The 21,885-nt window shown below is 39.5% G+C and carries 22 protein-coding genes; 10 read left to right on the top strand and 12 right to left on the bottom strand.

Going from position 1 to position 21,885, the window contains the following annotated elements:
• Positions 1 to 292: 292 nt before the first annotated feature.
• Positions 293 to 1,204, bottom strand: a complete 912-nt coding sequence (locus MKY71_RS01950; RefSeq protein WP_340731419.1) for an HNH endonuclease — start codon at positions 1,202 to 1,204, stop codon at positions 293 to 295.
• 249 nt (positions 1,205 to 1,453) lie between these two features.
• On the opposite strand from MKY71_RS01950, the gene MKY71_RS01945 reads away from it, so the two are divergent.
• The 7 genes from MKY71_RS01945 to MKY71_RS01915 all read left to right on the top strand — a co-directional run bounded on the left by MKY71_RS01945 (position 1,454) and on the right by MKY71_RS01915 (position 9,145).
• Positions 1,454 to 2,206, top strand: a complete 753-nt coding sequence (locus tag MKY71_RS01945; protein WP_340731418.1) for a DeoR/GlpR family DNA-binding transcription regulator — start codon at positions 1,454 to 1,456, stop codon at positions 2,204 to 2,206.
• 15 nt (positions 2,207 to 2,221) lie between these two features.
• Positions 2,222 to 3,508: a four-carbon acid sugar kinase family protein gene (locus MKY71_RS01940; RefSeq protein WP_340731417.1), complete on the top strand. Its 1,287-nt coding sequence runs from the start codon at positions 2,222 to 2,224 to the stop codon at positions 3,506 to 3,508.
• A 12-nt stretch (positions 3,509 to 3,520) separates the two neighbouring features.
• Positions 3,521 to 4,534, top strand: coding sequence for a 4-hydroxythreonine-4-phosphate dehydrogenase PdxA (gene pdxA, locus MKY71_RS01935; protein WP_340731416.1), 1,014 nt, complete (start codon positions 3,521 to 3,523; stop codon positions 4,532 to 4,534).
• A 74-nt stretch (positions 4,535 to 4,608) separates the two neighbouring features.
• Complete coding sequence (locus tag MKY71_RS01930) at positions 4,609 to 5,982, top strand: GntP family permease (protein WP_340731415.1); 1,374 nt, start codon at positions 4,609 to 4,611, stop codon at positions 5,980 to 5,982.
• 200 nt (positions 5,983 to 6,182) lie between these two features.
• Positions 6,183 to 7,886 carry an ABC transporter ATP-binding protein gene (locus tag MKY71_RS01925; protein WP_340731414.1) on the top strand — a complete coding sequence of 568 codons (1,704 nt, stop codon included), beginning with the start codon at positions 6,183 to 6,185 and terminating at the stop codon, positions 7,884 to 7,886.
• 73 nt (positions 7,887 to 7,959) lie between these two features.
• Positions 7,960 to 8,877, top strand: coding sequence for a dipeptidase (locus MKY71_RS01920; RefSeq protein ID WP_340731413.1), 918 nt, complete (start codon positions 7,960 to 7,962; stop codon positions 8,875 to 8,877).
• 70 nt (positions 8,878 to 8,947) lie between these two features.
• Positions 8,948 to 9,145 (top strand): YwbE family protein, encoded by a 198-nt coding sequence (locus tag MKY71_RS01915; protein ID WP_340731412.1) that lies wholly within the window; start codon positions 8,948 to 8,950, stop codon positions 9,143 to 9,145.
• Positions 9,146 to 9,169: 24 nt separating this feature from the next.
• Here MKY71_RS01915 and MKY71_RS01910 read toward each other — a convergent pair whose 3' ends face one another.
• The 6 genes from MKY71_RS01910 to MKY71_RS01885 all read right to left on the bottom strand — a co-directional run bounded on the left by MKY71_RS01910 (position 9,170) and on the right by MKY71_RS01885 (position 13,629).
• Complete coding sequence (locus tag MKY71_RS01910; RefSeq protein ID WP_340733601.1) at positions 9,170 to 9,745, bottom strand: SF0329 family protein; 576 nt, start codon at positions 9,743 to 9,745, stop codon at positions 9,170 to 9,172.
• Between the two features lie 163 nt (positions 9,746 to 9,908).
• On the bottom strand, positions 9,909 to 10,934 hold the full coding sequence (locus MKY71_RS01905) for a M14 family zinc carboxypeptidase (protein ID WP_339197301.1): 1,026 nt from the start codon (positions 10,932 to 10,934) through the stop codon (positions 9,909 to 9,911).
• 271 nt (positions 10,935 to 11,205) lie between these two features.
• Positions 11,206 to 11,838 (bottom strand): 3-oxoacid CoA-transferase subunit B, encoded by a 633-nt coding sequence (locus MKY71_RS01900; protein WP_445683727.1) that lies wholly within the window; start codon positions 11,836 to 11,838, stop codon positions 11,206 to 11,208.
• Positions 11,838 to 12,536 carry a CoA transferase subunit A gene (locus MKY71_RS01895; RefSeq protein WP_340731411.1) on the bottom strand — a complete coding sequence of 233 codons (699 nt, stop codon included), beginning with the start codon at positions 12,534 to 12,536 and terminating at the stop codon, positions 11,838 to 11,840. The genes MKY71_RS01900 and MKY71_RS01895 overlap by 1 nt, the downstream gene beginning before the upstream one ends.
• A gap of 193 nt (positions 12,537 to 12,729) precedes the next feature.
• The gene (locus MKY71_RS01890; protein WP_340731410.1) at positions 12,730 to 12,933 is read right to left on the bottom strand and encodes a hypothetical protein; all 204 of its coding nucleotides are present in this window, start codon (positions 12,931 to 12,933) and stop codon (positions 12,730 to 12,732) included.
• Between the two features lie 69 nt (positions 12,934 to 13,002).
• Entirely contained in the window at positions 13,003 to 13,629 is a 627-nt protein-coding gene (locus MKY71_RS01885) for a general stress protein (protein ID WP_340731409.1), read from the bottom strand.
• Positions 13,630 to 13,896: 267 nt separating this feature from the next.
• Here MKY71_RS01885 and MKY71_RS01880 point away from each other — a divergent pair, with 267 nt between their 5' ends.
• Positions 13,897 to 14,310 carry an MFS transporter permease gene (locus MKY71_RS01880; protein WP_340731408.1) on the top strand — a complete coding sequence of 138 codons (414 nt, stop codon included), beginning with the start codon at positions 13,897 to 13,899 and terminating at the stop codon, positions 14,308 to 14,310.
• A 53-nt stretch (positions 14,311 to 14,363) separates the two neighbouring features.
• Here the strand turns inward: MKY71_RS01880 and MKY71_RS01875 are convergent, their stop codons facing one another.
• The 3 genes from MKY71_RS01875 to MKY71_RS01865 all read right to left on the bottom strand — a co-directional run bounded on the left by MKY71_RS01875 (position 14,364) and on the right by MKY71_RS01865 (position 16,296).
• Complete coding sequence (locus tag MKY71_RS01875; RefSeq protein ID WP_340731407.1) at positions 14,364 to 14,891, bottom strand: hypothetical protein; 528 nt, start codon at positions 14,889 to 14,891, stop codon at positions 14,364 to 14,366.
• A 160-nt stretch (positions 14,892 to 15,051) separates the two neighbouring features.
• On the bottom strand, positions 15,052 to 15,615 hold the full coding sequence (locus MKY71_RS01870; protein WP_340731406.1) for a nitroreductase family protein: 564 nt from the start codon (positions 15,613 to 15,615) through the stop codon (positions 15,052 to 15,054).
• Positions 15,616 to 15,801: 186 nt separating this feature from the next.
• Entirely contained in the window at positions 15,802 to 16,296 is a 495-nt protein-coding gene (locus MKY71_RS01865) for an amidase domain-containing protein (protein ID WP_339174962.1), read from the bottom strand.
• A 144-nt stretch (positions 16,297 to 16,440) separates the two neighbouring features.
• Between MKY71_RS01865 and MKY71_RS01860 the strand changes: the two genes are divergently transcribed.
• Entirely contained in the window at positions 16,441 to 17,463 is a 1,023-nt protein-coding gene (locus MKY71_RS01860) for a DUF2804 domain-containing protein (RefSeq protein ID WP_340731405.1), read from the top strand.
• A gap of 21 nt (positions 17,464 to 17,484) precedes the next feature.
• Positions 17,485 to 19,707: an RNA polymerase recycling motor HelD gene (helD, locus tag MKY71_RS01855; RefSeq protein WP_340731404.1), complete on the top strand. Its 2,223-nt coding sequence runs from the start codon at positions 17,485 to 17,487 to the stop codon at positions 19,705 to 19,707.
• A gap of 79 nt (positions 19,708 to 19,786) precedes the next feature.
• Here helD and MKY71_RS01850 read toward each other — a convergent pair whose 3' ends face one another.
• Both MKY71_RS01850 and MKY71_RS01845 read right to left on the bottom strand, forming a co-directional pair.
• Positions 19,787 to 20,506, bottom strand: a complete 720-nt coding sequence (locus MKY71_RS01850) for a LytR/AlgR family response regulator transcription factor (protein WP_339174958.1) — start codon at positions 20,504 to 20,506, stop codon at positions 19,787 to 19,789.
• A 5-nt stretch (positions 20,507 to 20,511) separates the two neighbouring features.
• Positions 20,512 to 21,807, bottom strand: a complete 1,296-nt coding sequence (locus tag MKY71_RS01845; protein WP_339174956.1) for a sensor histidine kinase — start codon at positions 21,805 to 21,807, stop codon at positions 20,512 to 20,514.
• Positions 21,808 to 21,885: the final 78 nt, after the last annotated feature.

Here is a 21,885-nt window from a genome sequence, read left to right as displayed (position 1 = left end):
ATCATTATATTATGGGAACATTGTATATTTTATGAAAAGTGATTTGAAAACTAGTACTTTTCTTTCACCAGATCATATTTCGGCCTTAAATAAACTAAAAATATCTAGTTCTTTTAGATGGACAATAGTTAATAATTATTAAAATTGCTATTCACCTTGTACTAAAAAGGTGCACAATTAGTAGAGGAATATTTATGATTCGTAAGAGGGAGAAACTCATTAATAAGCAGGTGGAGGCTTTAAAACTACTTTTAACTTTATAGAAGCAACACAAAAATAGGTGGCAAATTTGTTAAATCTCCCCCCTAAATATCTCCCGCTTATGCCATTTAAAATATTTCTTATTCTCTTCCACTCTTGCCACGCGCATTTTCTCATGAATTCCGTATTTCACATAATCCATCTGATCAATCTCCGAAGAAATATGAATTTTTCCTGTTCCATCAAATGCGATATAGCCTTGGTCGTATAACGCATCATGGTTATGACAAAGCAGAATACCGTTGTACGGATCGAGTCGCTCATCATTTGTTGCATCTTTCCATGGTTTTGAATGGCTGGCGCGTAATAGTCCTGGTAGCGAGATGCCGCATAGTGCACATTGGTTGTCCCATAATGGCATTAGTTGCTTTCTAAATTTTTGCTGGCCTTTACGGATTTTCACCTTTGCTTCCGCTTCTGTTTCAATTAATACAGGCACGAGCGTATTGCGTTCTTTTTGTGCAATGAGGCCCATCGCAAACTCCAACTGTTCCTCATTTTCCTCATAAATATTTGCATCGCTCATAAGCTCCAGCAACTTGATTGCGAGCATTTCATTACAAGGATATAAAAAGCCTTGGTTGCCGTCCCCATTATGTTGGAACGGTGAATACTTGACCGGCAGCAATGACTCGGTTTCTTCAAAATGTTCTTTTATTGAAATGGGAAAATGTAGTTCCTCGTATATTGCCGGAAATTGATGCCCTACTTCACCGGATTGATCAAAAGGATTCACACCTTCCCCACAATCTTCCTGAGCGGTACTGATTGCGACGATTTCCCCTTTCACACAGTGAAAAATTGCATCGCCTTTCTTTACTTCCTTCATCCGCTCCCAAGAATGTGGTGTTTGTCCACTATTATCTAAAATTGAGCACCATACGATTTGCTTTTCCTTTGCCTCATCATATGTACGCCCTTGCATTACGATATAAAAATTCATACGTACACCTTCGCTTCTTTGCTTTTTTTAAGTGTACCATTTTTTCAAATTGATACGGAATTTTAAGCACTTCTCATGAAATTCCAAGAAAAAAATTATTCCCTCGCCAAAACAAGTCCTATCAACTGTTTTCAAACATTCAGATGTTTATAAATTACAAGATTTTTCGAAAAACTCTTGACTTTATTGTTCGATTTTAACATTATAGTAACTAATAGATGTTAAAAACGAACATTTCGGGAGGTAAATATGTTACCTAAAGAACGTAGAGCTTTAATTTTAGAGCATTTAAACGAACATGAGAAAGTTGATATTGAACAGATCGCTCATGAATTACAAGTTTCCACTATGACAATCCGACGTGATTTAAGTTATTTAGAAGAAAAGGATAAAGTCATTCGCACTCATGGCGGAGCTGTTTTAAATAAACCATTAGTAAACGAAACTTCTTTTTTAATTAAAGAGAGTAAAAATAATGCGCAGAAGCAGCTGATTGCCCAAATCGCTGCATCACTCGTTCTGGATAACTCAACTATTCTTTTAGATTCCGGAACGACAACAATTGAAATTGCAAAACTGCTTAGTAATAAGAAAAATGTAACCGTTATCACGAATGATGTATATATTGCCTCAGTGCTTATTAATAGCGAAGTAAAAGTCATTATTACAGGTGGCGAGCTTCAAAATAGTGTTGGCGCAATTTTCGGTTCCTTAACAGAAAGCTTATTAAAATCTATTCACGTAGATATTTGTTTTTTAGGTGCCCATGCCTTCCATCCGGAAGCCGGCATTATGGCACCTACTTTCGAAAAAGCAGCAATTAAACGGTTAATGATTGCAGCTGCCGAAACAACGTACTTAGTAGCAGATTCAAGTAAGGCAAATGAAAAGTCTACTGTTAAAGTTTGTGACTTCAATGATATTAACGGTGGCCTTATTACGGATTATTTAGAGGAAGATCTTCATGCACAACTTTGTGAAAAAATAACAATCATTTCTTGATGAAAGGAGCTACCTATGAAAATTGGAATTATTGCAGATGATTTAACAGGCGCAAATGCAACAGGCGTTAAATTATCGAAACAAGGATTTTCAGCCACTACATTAACATCATTTCAAACCCCTCCTACTTTAGGGGCTTTCAATGCTGTGTGTGTAGATACAGATAGTCGTTATGTTCAACCGGATTTAGCTAAAGCACGTGTTCAAGCAGCCCTGCAAAATTTCCAAAACTGGGAAGCCGATTTAATTTGCAAGCGGATTGACAGTACGGTACGCGGCAATATCGGATATGAGGTTGATACCATCCTGGAGGCTATAGGAGAAAAAGCGATCGCCATTGTCGTTGCTTCATTTCCTGAATCAGGGCGTATCACATCAGGAGGATATTTGTTAGTTAACGGTGTTCCACTGCAGACAACTGATGTCGCAAAAGATCCGGTCAATCCTTTAAAGCAATCGTTTGTACCACATATCATTCAAAAGCAAAGCAAGTTTCCCGTTGTTCATATCGGTTTGGAAACGGTACTGCTGGAAGTACAACAACTGGCAGATGCGATGAACAAAGAAATTTCCGCTGGTAACCGCATCATTGTCCTTGACGCTGTGACAGATGACGATATTGATTGCATTACAGCAGCAATGTTGAAGGTTAACGATTATTCGTTAGTTCCTGTTGATCCAGGTCCTTTAACAGCAAAATATTCAAAAGCCATCTTAAATCAACAGTCGCAGAACAAAAAGATAGTCGCTTCCATCGGCAGTATTACACCAACTGCCTCCAAACAGATTCAATATTTACTGGAGAAAACAGATGCCTATCCGTATTACATTGATGCAAATCGTTTAACTCATCTAGATGAAAAATGGGATGCGGAAATTGAAGCGATCTCACAAGAAGCAGTTCAGTTTTTAGATTCACATGATGTTTTAGTCATGACGACAAACTCACCACATCAGGACCAATTGAATTTAACGACCATTGCCAATAAGTTCGAAACAACTGAAGAACATTTGGCAAAACGTATTGCAGCTGGCATCGGTATGATCACGATGAAAGTTTTACAAAGCACAAATTATAGTGTTGGCGGCTGTTTTTCTTCTGGAGGCGATATTACTTCGTCCATTTGCACAATTAGTAATGCAGAAGGAATCAAACTGGAAGAAGAAGTACTTCCTTTAGTAGCTTACGGTAAATTGATGGGCGGCGAACTAGATGGCCTTCCGATCATTACAAAAGGCGGTATGGCTGGTGAAAAGGATGCCTTATATAAAAGCATTAAATTTTTGACAAACCATTGTTAGGAGGAAATTATTATGACAACAGAAAAACCAATTATCGCAATTCCAATGGGTGACCCGGCTGGTATTGGCCCGGAAATCACGGTGAAATCATTAACGAAAAAGGAAATTTATGATGTTAGTAAACCGCTAATTATCGGGGATTCAAAGGTAATCGAGCGTGCGATTGAAATCGTCAATGCAGACGTAACAATTAACGAAATCACTTCCCCGGAAGATGGGAAATATGAGTTGGGCACAATCGATGTCATCAACTTAAACAATATTGATATCGACAAACTTGAATATGGTGAAGTATCTGTTCAAGGTGGACAAGGTGCTTTCGAATACATTAAAAAATCTGTTGAGCTTGCTTTAGCTGGTGAAGTTCATGCTTTAGCAACAACACCAATTAACAAAGAATCGTTAAAAGCTGCAGAAGTACCATATATCGGTCATACAGAAATGCTTGAAGATCTTGCAGGTTCAAATGACCCGTTAACAATGTTTGAAGTACGAGGCATGCGCATCTTCTTCTTAACGCGTCACCTATCATTGAAAGATGCAATTGGTCAAATGACGAAAGAACGTGTTGCAGACTACTTAGTACGCTGTGACAAAGCATTACAACGTTTAGGTGTAGAAAATAGACGTTTCGCTGTGGCGGGATTAAACCCACATAGCGGTGAAGGCGGACTATTCGGTATGGAAGAAGTAGAAGAAATCAAGCCAGGTATTGAGATGGCTGTTGAGGCCGGTATCGATGCAGTAGGTCCAGTTCCTGCCGATTCTGTGTTTTTCCAAGCTTTAAACGGTAAGTATGATGCGGTGCTTTCGTTATATCACGATCAAGGACATATCGCTGCGAAGATGACAGACTTCCATAGAACGATTTCTATTACAAATGGTCTTCCATTCTTAAGAACTTCTGTCGATCACGGCACTGCTTTCGATATTGCAGGTAAAAATATTGCTGAGAGTATTAGTTTAGAAGAAGCAATCAAGCTTGCAGCACAGTACGCACCAAATTTCACTAGCTACAATATGTAATACCATTGGATTCTAGTAGTCATAGCAGACTATTAGAATCCATCTTTACACAATACAATAAAGGGGTTATTCGGATGGATGTTTCAGGCACACAGCTTATTGCTGGATTATTGCTAGGTATAATTGTCTTAATATTATTAGTATTGAAAACAAAGATCCACGTTTTTTTAGCTTTGCTAATTGCTGCGTCTATTGCAGGTATTATCGGGGGGATGGCTCCTGCAACAGTAGCAGATACAATTACAGCCGGTTTTGGTAGTACATTAGCTTCCATCGGGATTGTAATCGGGTTAGGTGTTATGATGGGCCGTCTATTGGAAATTTCAGGTGCGGCAGAAACACTTGCCTATTCACTCATTAAATTTGTCGGTAAAAAGAAAGAAGAATGGGCATTAGCGGTTGCCGGATTTATCGTTTCTATTCCTATTTTCGTAGATTCGGCATTCGTTATTTTAAGCCCTTTAGTTAAAGCGCTTTCACGAAAAACAGGTAAATCCGTTGTTGCATTAGGTGTGTCATTGGCTATCGGTCTTGTCATTACCCATTCATTAGTTCCACCTACTCCTGGTCCACTCGGTGTTGCGGGAATTTTCGGAGTTGATATCGGTATTATGATCGGGTTAGGTATATTATTCGGGATTCCCATGTTAGCTGCGGGTATACTTTATGCTAAATGGTTAGGAAATAAAATCTACCAGATTCCAGATGATACTGAATCCGGTTTTATTCGTCCAGATGCAAAGATGGCATACAATGAGTTTGTCGCATTAGCGGATGAGCGATCAAAAGAATTGCCTTCTTTAGCCCGTTCATTTATGCCGATATTAATACCTATTGTTTTAATTTTTTTAAATACTACATTAGGAGCGTTAGAGTTAACAGACGGATTTTATAGTTATTTAATTTTCTTGGGTAAACCGATTATCGCCGTATCTCTTGGGTTAATTGCTGCGATTTATTTATTAACAAGCAAATTAAATCGTTTAGAAACACTTGAGCGCATGGAAGAAGGTATTCAAACAGCGGGTGTTATTTTACTTGTAACAGGTGCCGGTGGTGCATTTGGATTCGTTTTACGCGAAAGCGGTGCTGGTGATTTCATTGCAACGAAAATTGCAGATTTACCACTCCCTGCTGTATTAATTCCGTTTTTAATTGCTACGATTGTCCGATTGATTCAAGGTAGTGGTACTGTAGCGATGATTACAGCTGCATCTATTTCGGCTCCTATTTTAGTGTCGATGGATGTCAATATGGCTTTGGCTGCTCAAGCTGCTGCAATGGGTGCCCTCATTTTCTCTTACTTTAATGATAGCTTGTTCTGGGTTGTAAACCGGATGCTAGGCATAAAAGAAGTGAAAGAACAGATTCTCGTCTGGTCTGTACCTACAACAATTTGTTGGTTCGTAGGATTAATTACATTACTAATCGCTAATGTTATTATTTAAATGATTGTTTGAAGGCTGTTCAGAAAGGTAATTCTTTCGAGCAGCCTTTTGCTATTTTTATTTCTCCCCTCCTCCAACACATAAAAATTTCGCCTCTCGAAAAGCTCCCAAAAAATGTTATAATCCGAATAAGATTCATTTTCACTACTATCACAACCGGTTGCACTCAGTTTTGAGTTGTTTAACAGAAAGGACTAGAAATGCTAGCAAGATTTTTTACGTATTATAAGCCGCATAAGCGATTGTTCATCATCGACTTTTCGTGTGCGGTATTTGTGGCCGTTCTGGAATTGCTGTTCCCGATGGCTGTGCAATGGTTTATCGATGATCTGCTCCCGACAAACGACTGGGGCATGATCACAAAAATCAGTGCGCTTCTTTTACTGACGTATATTTTAAGTACGGCAATGAACTTTATCGTGAACTATTTAGGCCATAAGCTCGGAGTCAATATCGAAACCGATATGCGCCAGCAGCTGTTCAATCATGTGCAGCGCCAACCTTATACGTTTTTCGATAATATGAAAACAGGTCATTTAATGAGTCGTATTACGAATGACTTATTCGATATCGGAGAGTTTGCGCACCATGGTCCGGAAGATTTGTTCATTGCAATGATGACCTTTATCGGGGCATTCACAATTATGTTCAATATAAACGCGACTTTGGCTACAATAATCCTGATTTTCGTTCCGTTTTTAATAGCGGTCATGTATTGGAGCAATAAACGAATGAAAAAAGGCTGGAGCGTTATGTACAGTGAAATTGCGAACGTCAATGGCCGTGTGGAAGATAGCTTTTCGGGTATTCGCGTCGTGAAATCTTTTACAAATGAAGAATTCGAAACGAACCGCTTCAAAGACCAGAACGCCCTATTCCGTAAAGCGAAAATTTACGCGTACAAAGTAATGGCGGGCACACATTCAAGCATTTATATTTTAACTCGTTTACTGACTTTACTTGTACTTGTCGTTGGGGCATGGCTTTCATTCAATGACCAGTTGTCTTACGGGGAATTTGTCAGCTTCGTGCTATTTACAAACGTTCTGATTAAACCGATTGATAAAATCAGCGCATTGCTTGAAATGTATCCAAAAGGAATGGCCGGTTTTAAACGTTTCTGTGATCTGCTTGACCAGGAGCCGACGATTAACGATCGTCCAAATGCGATTGATATCGATCATTTAAACGGCGATATTGAGTTTAAAAATGTAGACTTCAAATACGCAGACAGTAAGCAAGTACTGAATAATCTATCATTTAAAGTGGAAGCAGGAAAAACGGTTGCCTTTGTCGGTCCATCCGGTTCCGGGAAAACGACGATCAGTGCGCTTATCCCCCGCTTTTACGATATTACGGGCGGTGCGATTACAATTGACGGGTACGATATCCGCGATTTAACACAGCAGTCACTGCGTAAACAAATTGGAACAGTACAGCAGGATGTATTTTTATTTACAGGTACTATTCGTGAAAATATCGAATATGGTAAATTAGGCGCAAGCTTCGAGGATATTAAAGCAGCAGCCGAGCAGGCGAACTTGCTAGAATTTATTGAGAATTTACCAGATGGCTTCGAAACGGAAATCGGTGAACGTGGTCTGAAATTATCGGGTGGACAAAAGCAGCGCCTTGCGATTGCACGTATGTTCCTAAAAAACCCGCCAATTTTAATATTGGATGAGGCGACATCCGCACTAGATACAGCGACTGAACGAATTATCCAGCAGTCGTTGAATGATTTGGCGAAAAACCGTACGACATTAATTATTGCACACCGTTTAGCGACAATTCGTGATGCCGACTATATTTTCGTTGTCACACCAAATGGAATTGAAGAGCAAGGCACATATGACGAGCTTGTCGCAGAAGGCGGTATTTTTGCAGGGCTTCATCATGCATAAAAATTAAAATTAAGATGAGGTGGATGATTGCGGTCATTCACCTTTTTTTCACCAAAATGGAGGGGGATTTTTAATGAGTATTCCAGTAATTGATTTACATTGTGATGCATTATGGCGCATGCAGCAGGACGGCCACCGGTTTAATGATGGTCTGCTTGATGTAAATGCAGATAAACTGCGTGCAGGTAATGTGATGGCACAGGCGTTTGCGATTTATGTTTACCCAACGTTAACATTGGAGGAAAAACGGGCCGCTGCTTTTAAACAAATTTCACACTTTCAGCAGGAAGTGCTAAGTGAACAAGTTGTGCATATTAAAAAGTGGACGGATTTGGAGAAACTACAGCCAGGACAAACTGGCGCTTTTTTAACGATTGAAGGCGTCGATTTTTTCGGAGGCGATATTGAGTTTTGGCATCAATTCCGTGAGCTAGGCGTGTTGTCGATCGGGCTTACATGGAATTACTCTAACGAAGCTGCAGACGGTTTACATAGTACATCACAGATTGGCGTCACACCGTTTGGCAAAGAAATTATTAAGCTGAATAATGAGCACCGGCTGTTCACCGATGTCACCCACCTGCATGAACGAAGCTTTTGGGATGTCATCGAGCATGCCGATTATGTAATTGCTTCTCATTCAAATGCCATGGCTGTTTGCAACCATGAGCGCAATTTGAACGATGCACAGATTAAAGCGATGATTGAAAAAAACGCGCCGATTCATGTTGTGTACTACCCCGAATTTATAAACGGTACAAACACAGCGAGCATGACGGACTTGATTCGTCATATTGACTATATTTGCTCACTTGGCGGGAAGCATTTGATCGGGCTTGGATCTGATTTTGATGGAATCGATGCGAAGATTCCCCATCTTGAACATTCTGGAATGCATCAAAACCTCGTTAATGAGCTGTTAAAGCATTACAGTGAACAGGACGTACTTGGTTTTGGGTCTGCGAATTTCTTAAAGCACTTACCGAAATAGACTGTAACGTCAGGTCCTCTTCGGTTTCGTGCTATACTAAAGAAACTTATGAATGAGAGGACGTTTTACTATGAACGGCAAAAACCGAAGCGATGTCTATCCAGGCTTGGAAGTGGATATCGTATTGAAACAAGACCAGCGTACAGGCAAAACAACACGCGGTGTCGTAAAAGACTTACTGACAAACAGCAGCTCCCACCCACATGGTATTAAAGTAAGACTGACTGATGGACAAATCGGACGTGTGTGTCAGACTTACCCGAAGTAAACTTGAAGCAGAACTACTCCCCACCTACTTTTTAGGCTGGGGATTTTTTGTTACATAAATTCCTTCAACATCACATCGAATTTTATAAAACTCCAAAATTAGTGGATGTGTATTTTCGCTCGTGAATCTTAAATTTTTTAACCTTCTTTTGCCTAGCCTTCTATCAAACATAGCAAATGCCCGTATCAATATATTTTCAGAAGATAATGCTTCCTCAATGGATAATGAACTATATTCCATAAAGGGCTCATAAAAGTGATAACTGCTGAAAATATTCTGATCAATCATCATTTCTTCTGATTTGTCGGATGCTTTTATTAGTGCTTGTCGCTCAGGAGATTGAAACATCACTTCCCAATTCGAATTAAATGGAATGCCTTTTAAATTCTCTTCCTTTTTTATTTTGCGGTATGTTTCTTCATATCTTGTTTGATAGGTAACATCCGAAGCACTTATTATTTCTTTCTTATCAAATGTAATCCAGACCCTGCTTGGTTCATCATGAAATTTCCGGTAGACAGTCGCGTTTATTTTAATTCGTCCTTGTAACTTTTCACATATAAAGCCTTCAAGTATAGATTTAGTTTTACTCCATTTAATAACCAATCATCCTTTCTGAAAATTAATAATTAGCTAATAGAATTATAACTTTCATAACGGCTTCATCCTAACATCAACTTTAAAATTCTCATTTTCAAGATAGAGACAGAAAAGGAGCAAAAGATTCCACACTAAGAATCTCTTGCTCCTTTTCGTATATTTTTTATCTTTGAGTATCCAATGTATCCCAGAAACTAGTATCTGCCGTTTCAATTGAACGATCTGCTATCGCTCGAACCGCAGCATCGAGTGTTGTAATCGTCTGCTTGATTAAGTAACCATTACTTTTTTGACCGATAACTGCCGATTCATTGAAATGATCGGACATTCCGCGCATTTCAAAAAGGAGTGTCGCAATATCATATTGAACTGCAGCACCATTACGACCGATATTCTCACCATTGCCGCCATTATACTTCGCTAAATGCCCCCATCCCGTTGAATCAACGGCATTAAATACAACAGAACCTAGTTTTTTCGATTTCTCTAATACTTCCGGCTTCACATTTTCATTTGTAGGATAAAGCATAGATCCTGAAACGAGTTTCCCGTCACGTCTTGCCTGAGTTCCTTGATGATGCAGGTCAATCATGTAGTCGATATCATACTTTTGTAAAACATTTTTATGAAGAGCCTGCGTTTCCGGGTGCACTTTATCAACATGGTCACGGTTTAAGTCGGCCCCTACCGCATTGTATCGCGTTAAATTTCGTCCACCGTCAGCGATATAATCATCAAGAGAAAAGTCGACATCCCCCATTGCACCATCTGCATTTAACATAGGTACAATAAGAATATTGACCTTATCCAGCACACCCTTTGTTTTACCTGTGCCAAGATGTTTGATAAACTCCAATGCGCCTTCTGTCGTTAATTGTTCATTCCCGTGCTGTTGCGTCAAAAATAGGATTGTCGGGTTATTTGGATTTGTAATATATTTTGCCAAGTAAATATCTCGTTTTTTTACCGTTTGTCCGATCACTTCAAGCTGCATTGCATCTTGTTTCGCGTCTTGCTTCTTAAGATAATTCACCATTTCATCGTAAGTATATAGGATTGACGTTTGAATCGATTCATTTCCACCATAATTCGGCCCTTCACCTACAGCATAGGCAGTTAATGAAGCTGGTGCCACAGCGCCCAGTGCCAAAATGCCGGTTAAGGATAGTGCTAATGCTTTCTTTTTCATAAGACCCCTCCATTATGTTAATTTTCAAATTATTGAAATAATAATTTATACTTTAAGAATATCTATCAATTTGTTAATCGTATATAGAGGGAATCTATCAATTTACTTGCATTCAATATAGAGCGATTGTTTTAATTTTCCATTAATGGTGTATATTTATTTACTCACTCTTTCGCTGTTCGTTTCACTTTTTATAGAGTAAAAGTCACTTAGCTGTTGCCCGGAAATAAAAAAGTGCACAAAAAGCTAATCTGCTTTTTGCGCATTATCTTTATAGGTTCACTTCAAAAATTGCCTCTGTTTTTTCCTGTACTTCCTCTAGTGTTACCCCGTCCTGAAGCTCCACCAGCTGCATCTTGCCATCTTGAAAATCAAAGACCGCCAAATCAGTAATTAACCGGTGAACAACACTTTTGCCAGTCAACGGCAGTGAGCATTCACGTTTTACTTTCGACTCACCGTATTTGTTCGTATGTTCCATAATGACGATGACTTTTTTCGCACCGACAACTAAGTCCATCGCCCCTCCCATTCCTTTAACTACTTTTCCGGGAATCATCCAGTTGGCCAAGTCTCCCCCTTCGGAAACTTCCATTCCACCTAGAATCGCCAAATCAATATGCCCGCCGCGAATCATCGCAAAGCTTTCTGCGCTATCAAAATAGGTTGCGCCTACTTTTGCTGTGACCGTTTCCTTCCCGGCATTGATTAAGTCTGCATCAACTTCTGCTTCTGTCGGGTACGGCCCGATTCCGAGCAGCCCGTTTTCTGACTGCAGCATCACGTTATAATGCTCAGGAATTTCATTAGCGATCAAAGTTGGCATGCCGATACCTAGATTTACATAGGTTCCGTCCTGTATTTCCTTCACTGCGCGTCGGATAATTTTCATGCGTGCATCCATTATGCTTCCTCCCTTACAGTGCGGCGTTCAATGCGTTTTTCAAATGACTCGCTATGGACGATATGCTGCACATAAATGCCAGGCAGATGAATTTCGTCAGGATCCAGTTCCCCTGTTTCGACAAGCTGCTCCACTTCGACAATCGTCACTTTACCTGCTGTCGCACAAAGCGGGTTAAAGTTGCGCGATGTTTTACGGAACACAAGATTTCCGGAACGATCCGCTTTCCATGCTTTTACAAGCGCAAAATCCCCAGTAATCGCGCGTTCAAGCAAGTATGTTTTGCCGCCGAATTCCTTTGTCTCTTTTCCCTCTGCGATTGGCGTACCGACACCTGTTGCCGTATAAAATCCTGGTATGCCCGCACCGCCAGCACGAATGCGTTCCGCCAATGTGCCCTGTGGTGTCAATTCCACTTCCAGCTCGCCGTTTAAATATTGCTGTTCAAATGTTTTATTTTCCCCTACATATGACGCGATGATTTTCGTAATCTGCTTGTCTTGCAAAAGAACGCCGAGCCCGAAATCATCGACACCACAGTTATTGCTGACAACCGTCAAATTTTTTGTACCTTTATCTTTTACTGCCTGAATTAGATTTTCCGGAATACCGCATAACCCGAATCCCCCTACTAATAATACAGCTCCATCGTCTATTGCCTGAATCGCCTGTTGTACAGAAGCTACTACTTTATCCATGTCCTTATCCCCTTTCACATCCATACAAAATATTCTACAAAAAGACTAAATTCCCTTTAAAAATTTGTTTTTCTTAGGCGGGTGGTGGATTTTCTAATAAATCTTGAAATGTTCTAATATATTTTTATTTGTTCTAATAAAATGCCTGTTTTCTAATATATTACCGAGATGTTCTAATAAGTCCGCGCTTTGTTCAAATATCCTCAGCGCATTTTCTAATATCCATCGGCGTTGTTCTAATAACCTGCTCAACTGTTCTAATAAAATCGTTCCCCGTCTTCCCCTGCCCCGTCATGCGGAAAAAATTGAAGGCTTCTTGCCCTGAATCGAACCCATCTTCTAATAACCTCGCCAGATTTTCTAATAACACCTCAACTTCTTCTAATAACTCATTCAATTGTTCTAATAAATCCCCAACCCCACAAAAAAAGCCAAACTGCCCTAATTGAACAGTCTGACTTTGCTTTTAGTTTTGTTTTTCATGCGGTGCCTGATAAATGCCAAGTTCCTTTGTATTTGGATCGCGAACAATGCGCTGGTCGTCTTGTAACGGAATAATATCCGGATCATCGACATCACTGCTGCGGCCAAAATCTCCTGCAACTGTTGTATTCGGCAATGCTTCGTACTTTTTCTCAGGCTCAAATGGGACAGGGCGTTCATCCATTACCTCTTTATTAATGAGGTTTGATGGATTGGAACGGTTCGTAATCCAGTCATCGAGCGTATGGCCTGTCCAATCTTCTTCATCAAATGGGTCGGTACCTGTTATGAGCAGTTTTCCGCCCTCTTCAATGATCTTTTCGTATTCCAGCCGCTTATTATCAGGTAAACCGAGGCGGCGAATTTTCTCTTCAATCGGCGATTCATTTGTCAATGCGGTTTTCACTATGCTGCGGACACCATTTGTTGTAATAAGCGATACTTGCTGATCACGTGCGATGGAGTGAAATTCGTCTACATCCTTTGTTAATAAATAAATATGTGTACCTTCCAACTCATTGTCCGGTCTACGTAATTCCTGGAGTTTCTCTAGCAATTCCTGTTTCGTATAGGCAACATCAATTTTCTGCTTCGGCTCATCAAAAAACATTTGCATCCCTCCATTAAATTATTCGTAAGTACCTTTTCCCCATATCCCCCATACAAAACTTATTTTAAAATAGCATCCAGTCGTTCTAACGCTAAATCGAAATGCATTTTTTCGCTCTATTTGATTATTTACTTACTCAAAAACAACATTTTCTCCTCTCTACTCAACACCTTAAAATATTCTGTTGATTGCTTCATATGCCGATTCCTTTTAAACTAAACACAGTAATCAACAAGTTGTTCAATACTTTTTCAGGAGGAATTATATATGAATAAAAAATCAAAAATTATTTTAGCTACTTCACTTGCCATTATTGCTTTTATGATTGGAAAAGCGTTTATTTTAGATGAGTCCAGCAAGACGTATTTAATCATCTTCTCATTTGTTGGATTAGGGTTAGCTATGCTGCGTCTTTTTATTAATGGGATGATTAAAAAGATGAAAGGTAAACCTGTCGGAGTAAAAGTATTATTCTTTGCCGTTCTTCTTGGCTGTGGTATTCCGTTTCAAAACTGGTTCCGTACAGATATCCTGCTTTCAATGAACCGCGAGTACTTAGTGCCTTGTATAATCGTAACTGTTGCTAGTGTATTTTTCATGACAGTTCTTTCCGGCGTAATCTCTAACCGTAAACGTGCACCAAAGTCAGAAGAGCTTTCTATTGAAGAAATAGCCATATAAAAACAGCAAAATCCCGTTACAGAACTACTTTGTACGGGATTTTTTCACTTATCTCAAGTTAGTGTTTCGATTTTCTCATAAATTTCTTTCAGCATAATATCATAACGATCCCTGTTTAAATAAAAATTGAAAACATAAATCCCTCTTTTTCTCTCTGCAAATTCTTCCCCTATCGGTATTTCATTATGTAAATAAAGTGTTGAATGTGAACCGTTTATAAGTTTTTGAAAATGCAGTGTATCATACGTTATGTTTTCTTTTGTAAAAGCAAAATGCCCTTTTGCTGCATCATAATAGACGATTGGAATGATTGCCTCTTTATAAACTTGAATGTATTCATCCTGGGATGCCTGTCCAAATACAGTTGGCGTAATAAAAAGTGCATCAAATTGTAAAGTGGCATCCGTAACTGCTTCTTCAAGTGCGTCGAATGTAATTTCTACAATTTCTATATTTGTATTGTAATGATCTTGAAATTCCCCTAAAACAGCAATTTTTAACGGCATTCCCTCATACGCGACTATTTCCTCCGAACACCCTGCCAATAATAGAAGCCCGAACAGAAATAATACTCTTTTCATACATATCTCATCCTTTCTAAGATGAATTGTATAATAGGTTGCGATTAATCCATGCAAATTATTCGTCAGGGAATAATTAAAGGAGCTGCCAACACAATGCGGCAACTCCTTTTGCTAAATGCACAAGGAAATCATCGTTTCCTCATGCATTCCATCATATTTATTGCCCAAATTCCGTTACGAATTCAGAAAGCTCTTTTCGTGTTCTTACATTTGGCACATTATCGTAATAGCCGAACTGGAACATTGAAATGACACGTTCATGTGGCTTTGCGTTTAATGCTTCACGGAATTTCGGGTTATCTAGGAAGCCCGGTGTTTTCCAGCAAGTACCGATGCCTTTTTCCCATGCAAGTAGCTGCACATTTTGTAAATAGCAAGCGGCTGCCGCATAGTCTTCCAATCGTTCTTTTTGACGAACATCTTCTGTCACAAGCACAAATGCGTATGCACCGGCCAATGTGAATTTTTTCATTTGGATCGCAAGGGCATCTTCTGAAAGCTCCTGCCATTTTGGAACTGCCATGTCTCGTAGCAGTTCATGTACTTTTGGCAGCTGCTCCTCTGCACCTACTACAATGCGCCATGGCTGACGGTTGCCGTGGTTCGGTGCCCATTTTGCATCATCCAAAATTTTCATTACTGCCTTTTTGTCAACTTGCTGTCCATTAAATAGTTTAATCGAACGGCGTTGCAATACTGCGTCTCTTACTGATAAAGTCATCGCCAAATCCTCCTTCAATTACTACTATTACATTAGCATGAATGATCTCTATTTAACATATAACATGGTGTGAATTCTATATAAAAAAGTTCATTATCAGGCAGGCAATCACAATACGGTAAAGTAACGGCCCTAAAAAGCAGAAAAACTCCGCTTATTTCACCGCTCTCCCCACAATAAGAACGATCAAAACTGATCCGCTATATGGAAGTAATAATACTGCATATTCGGCGTGTAGGCAGTGGAGTCTTCGTACGTATAGAGGCGATCAATGCTGTTTGAGGTATGAGCATTTACATACGGAACCCCCTGCTTGATACGCGTCACAATTGTGCTGTGATCGATACGGCCGTCCCCCGTAAAATCGTAAAAAATAATATCCCCAAGCTGCAGTTCACTTGCCGAGTTTACCCTTGTCGCACGTAGGCCTTGTGTGGATGTCTCCAAATACCAGCGAAGGGAGTGTGCAACAGACCAGCTATAACTCCATCGCTCCGGTTGCCCGATCATCCACCAGCCTTGCCCTCGATTCGGTGCTCCTCGCATTGGAGCCCCTCCAGCACGTAAACATTGGGAAATAAAATTTGTACAGTCATCGCGAAATACCGGATATTCAGGATTAAAGCTGTCCCACCATCTATTTGCATAATCAACAGCAGCCGTCCGATTATAAGTAGACAACGATCTTCTCCTTTTTTCACAGCGTATGTCGAGTACTTTCTAATTATGAAAGTGTTGTGAATGTAGAGCAAAAATCCCCTGTTTTTGTAAATGTCTGCTACAATTATTTTATTGAAATTATGAAACGGTTAGGGGGAATTATGAATGACACAACATGCAGAAAGGGAAATTTTTCTTCCTATAGCCCTTTGCGATAAAAAAGGCAATTTAAACCCGGAAGCAATCGGTTTTGCACGAAGACCTATTATCGACAGTAATTTGTCAGGGCATTTTATGCGCAAGAAAAAATGGAATTACTGGTGTGTATATGGCGAGGAGATTTTATTTTCCGCGACAATCAGTCATATGGATTACGCGGCTGTATGCTTTGTCTATTTCCTCGAATACGAAACACAACGCTACTTTGAAAAAACAATTTTAATTCCGCTTGGGGCAAAAGTAAAAATGCCGACACAAGTGCTGGAAACAATTCAATATAAAAATTCCGAAATGTCCATTCAACTTACATACTTCAACCGAGAGACCCATTTAACCGTAACCGCGCCTGATTTTGACGGTGATCCTTTACACGCTGAGCTGACGATTGCACATCCGAAAGACGATGACTCCCTAAATGTAGTCATTCCATGGAATCGCCGAACTTTCCAATTCACGGCGAAACATCACACATTGCCAACTACGGGAACTGTAAAAATCGGCAATCGTACCTTTACGTTCACACCGGAAGAAAGCTTTGCTGTGCTTGATTACGGCCGCGGTGTATGGCCGCGTGAAGCAATATGGAACTGGGGCATGGCATCACAGCGTGTGCGTGGGCAGCGGATTGGATTAAACTTTGGCGGTAAATGGACAGACGGAACAGGCATGACTGAAAATGCTATCTTTATCGACGGTCAAATGACGAAAATACATGAAGATGTTTTATTTCACTATGACCGCACTAATTTCATGCATCCGTGGACGATCAAAACGAAATTTACCGGTCGCGTCAACTTAACTTTCACTCCATTTTTTGAACGTGTGGCAGAAACAAATGCGAAACTCATCGTTTCCTCGGTTCATCAGATGGTCGGTTATTACGATGGATTTATTCAACTCGATGATGGCAAAACATTGCATATCCAGCAAATGCTTGGCTGCATTGAAGAACATGTTGCAAAGTGGTAACACGTTAGGGGGAAAAATTTAATGACAGCTCAAGACTTTAAGCAGGAACAACAACGTCTGCAAGAAACAATCCATTATATGGACCGGATTTTAAATAGCTCGAAAAAAGATATTGAAACGGCACAGGAAAATATCCGTACTGCGATGGCCAATGTGGAATATTTGGACTCCAGTGACAGCTTCCTGAATATTTTAATGAATACACGTTTTTTCGAGCTTGCCCGTAATCAAAAAGAAGGGTTGGAAGCGATTCGGCAAAAACCGTATTTTGCACGAATCCATTTCCAGCGTGAAAACGAAAACGAGGAGTTTCTTTATATCGGAAAGACTTCACTTTTCCATAGTGAGACCCATGAACCGATTATTGTTGACTGGCGCTCCCCTGTCGCAAACGTCTATTACGATGGCCGACTTGGTGATATTTCTTATGATGTCCGGGATGAAACACATTCCGGTCATTTGTTTGCCAAGCGCCAATATAAAATTGAAAACGGCGAGCTGATCAATTATCGCGACGTCGATTTAACAACAAATGATGAGCTCCTGCAGGAAGCACTGGAAGGAAAAGCCGATGTCCGGTTAACTGAAATTGTCTCCACTATCCAGAAAGAACAAAATGAAATTATTCGCGCACATCTTCGTCAGCCGATCCTTGTACAAGGTGCTGCAGGTTCAGGGAAAACAACGATTGCCCTGCACCGGATTTCTTATTTCCTTTATACAATGGGCGAGCATTTCAATCCTGAACAGTTGATGATTCTTGCACCAAACCGGTTATTTATCGACTATATTGCCGATGTATTACCGGAACTTGGCGTCGATAAAATTTGCCAAACAACATATGCACAATATGTGCTTGATGCACTGAACCTGAAACTAAAACTGCAAAATCCGAATGAACAGCTCGAGCAGCTCATTGCGAACCCTTCCGTACAGCAAGAGAGCGCCATCATTTCGAAAACAAAAGGCAGTCCATTTTATGAGATTATGATGAACCGCTATATCGAGCACCATGAACAGCAGCTTGCCGCCTTGTTTGATGATGTATTCATTGAAAAATACCGCATTATGAAGGGCGAGCATTTACGAAAGCTGTTTTTGGTGGAATTTCATTATATGCCTGTCGAAAAACGGCTTGAACGTATTAAAAAGGTGATTCAAACAGAGGTAAAGCGGAAAACGGCAGCGGTGCTCGCGACACTGAATACGCGCTATGAAGATGCGATTGGCCGTGCGCTGAATGGCATGCGTGACGCAGACAAGCGCCGTCGTACAGTTACAAAACTGATCGATGAACGGGATGCCCGCGTTCCAAAAATCAAACAGGAAGCAAAATCCGTTGCAACAGTCTATATGAAAAAATTCCAGAAAGTAAAAGTGAAACAGATGTACCGTGAGCTTTTGACGAATCGGGAATTGCTCGGTGAAGTTGCTCCTGAATGGCCTTTTGAAGAAGTGGCGCATTTTATAAAATCGCATCAGAAAGAACGTTGGGTGCTGGAAGATTTGGCCGCCCTTTACTTTTTACAGGCTAAAATCAAAGGCATCGATGACAAGTGGAAAATGCGCGTCGTCTTTATCGATGAAGTTCAGGACTACAGCTATTTTCAACTTGCTGCCTTAAAAGCCGGTCTCGAAACGGATATGTTCACAATGGTTGGCGATCTTGCACAAGGGATCCACAGCTATCGGTCACTGACAGAGTGGCAGCCGGTACTCTCTCTTTTTCCGCGCGCAACATATGCAACACTTCAAAAAAGCTACCGAACAACAATTGAAATTATGGATGTCGCCAATGAAATTCTGATGCAGATGGATGAGGATTTACCGCTTGTTGAACCGGTTGTCCGTCATGGGAAAGTGCCTGAATTTATTGCCGCAGAAAGTTTTGATGCCGCTATTATTCAAGATGTCCTTGGAAAAATTCGCGCCAATCAGCATCAATCCATTGCACTTATTTGTAAAACAACAGAAGAAGCCGTCCAGTTAATCGAACAGCTGGAAAACTCGGATATCCCCGCTCAGCTGCTCGATGAAAATTCAGCAATCGATCAGCAAAAGCTTCTCGTTATTCCAAGTCACTTGGCAAAAGGCTTAGAGTTTGATGCAGTCATTCTCACATCCTTTGAAACACCTTACGATGACAATCCGCTTGACCGGAAACTGCTCTATGTAGCCTTAACCCGTGCCATGCATGAGCTTTATCTCATCGGTCCATCAAAAGAGGCTTTTTTGATGAAGTGAGCGAAGTAATAACTTAAAAGCACCAAGCGCATGCATTGAATGCGATTGGTGCTTTTTTTTATATTGCCATTAAAGTTCGTTACTTTATCAAACCTTTAATAAGCCTTGCAGATGCATAGCAAAGCTCCCCATTATCTAGCATAATCGATCTTTCTTTTAAATTGATGTTTGTTATCTTGCTTTTATTTACAATAAAAGATTTATGGCAGCGGTAAAGATCCGGATGGAGTCCTTCATAATTTTTTAAACGTCCATAAAATTCAATGTGTTCATTTTCCAAATGCAAGATCACTTTATGCGAGTCCGGGGAAGCTTCGAAGAAATAGATATTTTGAAAATCAATGTTATAAGTACGTCCAGCAGTTTTGATCTGCAGTTTTTGAATATTATCTTGTTCACCTAATTTTAAATAACGCCGATAAGCTTCCTTTAAAGTGGACAACAACTTCTCCTTTAATACTTCAGGATTATCTTTAATAATAAAATCTAATGCTGCCAGTTTATAAATAAAGGTAAGAAAGCTCATTTCCGCATGTGTTGTAATATACACTAAGCTAGCAATTGGGTCATCCTCTCGAATTTTGCTCCCTAACGTAATACCAGTAATCTCGTCTTTTAAATCTATATCTAGAAAATAACAATCTGCCTTCTCAGTTTGTAAAAAAGATACCACATCATGAGGATTAGTAGTTGCTAGTACTACTTTCATACCATTATTTTCTATCATTGCATAGTTCTCAATTATTTCTTTCGTTCTTTCCATTTGAAATCGATCATCTTCACAAATAACTATATCCATCTCATCTACCCCTTTTTAAACTCAATTTCCTGAATAAAATAAGGCGGGCTAATTTTTGTATTTAAACTAACATTTTGTAGATTGTTTTTCATTTGACGTAAATTAGCTAAGCCTAGACCTCGATTTTCTCCCTTTGTGGAAAAGCCTTCCCGGTAAATTTCATGTACTTTTATATTTGCTGATTCATTAAATTTGTTCGTTACAACTAATAAAACCGCTTCATTTAAATGAATAAAGGCTGCACGTACTTCCCCACCCTCAGTTTCTCGTGCTGCTTCGATAGCATTGTCCAGCAGAATTCCTACCATGCGGTTTAAAATAATGGGGTCAACTGGAATTTCATTAATTTCTTCCACGATTTCAATATGTAACGGAATTTGATGGGATTGAGCTTGTAAAATCTTTGTTGTTAATAATCCTTTTAAACTATTGATTTTCAGGTTATTCAATACCATCATGGAGTGCTGATTTAACTGTTCCTGGTAACTCGCTTCTAATATGTGGTCGTAAAAGTATGTATGGAGACCATCATAGTTTTTATCATCAATAAATGTACGTAAAGAAGATAAAATATTGATGTAGTCATGTTTAAACTTGCGCATATCCTGATTAATTTGCTCAAGCGATGCAACATAGGATTCAAAGTTGTTTATCTCCTGTTCACGTTGCTCTAATTTGAATTGTTTAAACGCCAAAAAGACAATAGTAAAAATACTGATTGTCAGTAATGCTAAATAAATTAAAAACATTACCAAATTATCCTGGACGCTCTCATTAAAATTCCCCTGATCAATTTTCATAATATTGATGTACATAAATAATACTGCAACAGCACCAAGGAACACGAGTATATAGGAGACATAACGATGGAATACCCATCGATTGATTAATCTTGCAATCCGTTTATAACAATAAGCAAATAGGCTGCCCAATATGATGAATAAGGAAATAAAGCTGTATTGTGTCAGTTGTTCATTGACGTCACCAAACAGATGGAAAGTCACTATACTTGAGAAATTATCCGAAATAACTAAAAAAATAAGGGATACTAACGAATGGAAAATATCAATAACCAATCGGGTTTTTCGATAAATCATCCATGTCAAAACTGCTACATAGTATAGAATCGATAGGGCACCAATAAACGGAAACAATATAGAAGTTGGTATAAATATAACTAATGCAATCATTAGTAATTGTTTTTTTGACCATGCCAAGTCTAAAACATATGTGTTAAAAAATAGTACCATCAAATATTGAACGAGAAATAAAATAATCACATCAATAGTTAGTCCGTCCATTCATTTACACTCCGTTATAAATTTACTTTATAACCATTATATACTAAGTGCTAAAATTAAAAAGTCTTCCCAAAAGAG

The organism is Solibacillus sp. FSL W7-1324, from assembly GCF_038008025.1.
Lineage (GTDB): Bacteria > Bacillota > Bacilli > Bacillales_A > Planococcaceae > Solibacillus.
The sequence above is the reverse complement of the archived record's forward strand: the minus strand, read 5'-3'. Positions and strand labels throughout refer to the sequence as shown.

Excerpts from the sequence above, each read along its gene's own strand:
- MKY71_RS01950 (WP_340731419.1), bottom strand. The coding sequence starts at position 1,204 with ATGAATTTTTATATCGTAATGCAAGGGCGTACATATGATGAGGCAAAG.
- MKY71_RS01945 (WP_340731418.1), top strand. The coding sequence starts at position 1,454 with ATGTTACCTAAAGAACGTAGAGCTTTAATTTTAGAGCATTTAAACGAA.
- MKY71_RS01940 (WP_340731417.1), top strand. The coding sequence starts at position 2,222 with ATGAAAATTGGAATTATTGCAGATGATTTAACAGGCGCAAATGCAACA.
- pdxA (WP_340731416.1), top strand. The coding sequence starts at position 3,521 with ATGACAACAGAAAAACCAATTATCGCAATTCCAATGGGTGACCCGGCT.
- MKY71_RS01930 (WP_340731415.1), top strand. The coding sequence starts at position 4,609 with ATGGATGTTTCAGGCACACAGCTTATTGCTGGATTATTGCTAGGTATA.
- MKY71_RS01925 (WP_340731414.1), top strand. The coding sequence starts at position 6,183 with ATGCTAGCAAGATTTTTTACGTATTATAAGCCGCATAAGCGATTGTTC.
- MKY71_RS01920 (WP_340731413.1), top strand. The coding sequence starts at position 7,960 with ATGAGTATTCCAGTAATTGATTTACATTGTGATGCATTATGGCGCATG.
- MKY71_RS01915 (WP_340731412.1), top strand. The coding sequence starts at position 8,948 with ATGAACGGCAAAAACCGAAGCGATGTCTATCCAGGCTTGGAAGTGGAT.
- MKY71_RS01905 (WP_339197301.1), bottom strand. The coding sequence starts at position 10,934 with ATGAAAAAGAAAGCATTAGCACTATCCTTAACCGGCATTTTGGCACTG.
- MKY71_RS01900 (WP_445683727.1), bottom strand. The coding sequence starts at position 11,838 with ATGGATGCACGCATGAAAATTATCCGACGCGCAGTGAAGGAAATACAG.
- MKY71_RS01895 (WP_340731411.1), bottom strand. The coding sequence starts at position 12,536 with ATGGATAAAGTAGTAGCTTCTGTACAACAGGCGATTCAGGCAATAGAC.
- MKY71_RS01885 (WP_340731409.1), bottom strand. The coding sequence starts at position 13,629 with ATGTTTTTTGATGAGCCGAAGCAGAAAATTGATGTTGCCTATACGAAA.
- MKY71_RS01880 (WP_340731408.1), top strand. The coding sequence starts at position 13,897 with ATGAATAAAAAATCAAAAATTATTTTAGCTACTTCACTTGCCATTATT.
- MKY71_RS01875 (WP_340731407.1), bottom strand. The coding sequence starts at position 14,891 with ATGAAAAGAGTATTATTTCTGTTCGGGCTTCTATTATTGGCAGGGTGT.
- MKY71_RS01870 (WP_340731406.1), bottom strand. The coding sequence starts at position 15,615 with ATGACTTTATCAGTAAGAGACGCAGTATTGCAACGCCGTTCGATTAAA.
- MKY71_RS01860 (WP_340731405.1), top strand. The coding sequence starts at position 16,441 with ATGACACAACATGCAGAAAGGGAAATTTTTCTTCCTATAGCCCTTTGC.
- helD (WP_340731404.1), top strand. The coding sequence starts at position 17,485 with ATGACAGCTCAAGACTTTAAGCAGGAACAACAACGTCTGCAAGAAACA.
- MKY71_RS01850 (WP_339174958.1), bottom strand. The coding sequence starts at position 20,506 with ATGGATATAGTTATTTGTGAAGATGATCGATTTCAAATGGAAAGAACG.
- MKY71_RS01845 (WP_339174956.1), bottom strand. The coding sequence starts at position 21,807 with ATGGACGGACTAACTATTGATGTGATTATTTTATTTCTCGTTCAATAT.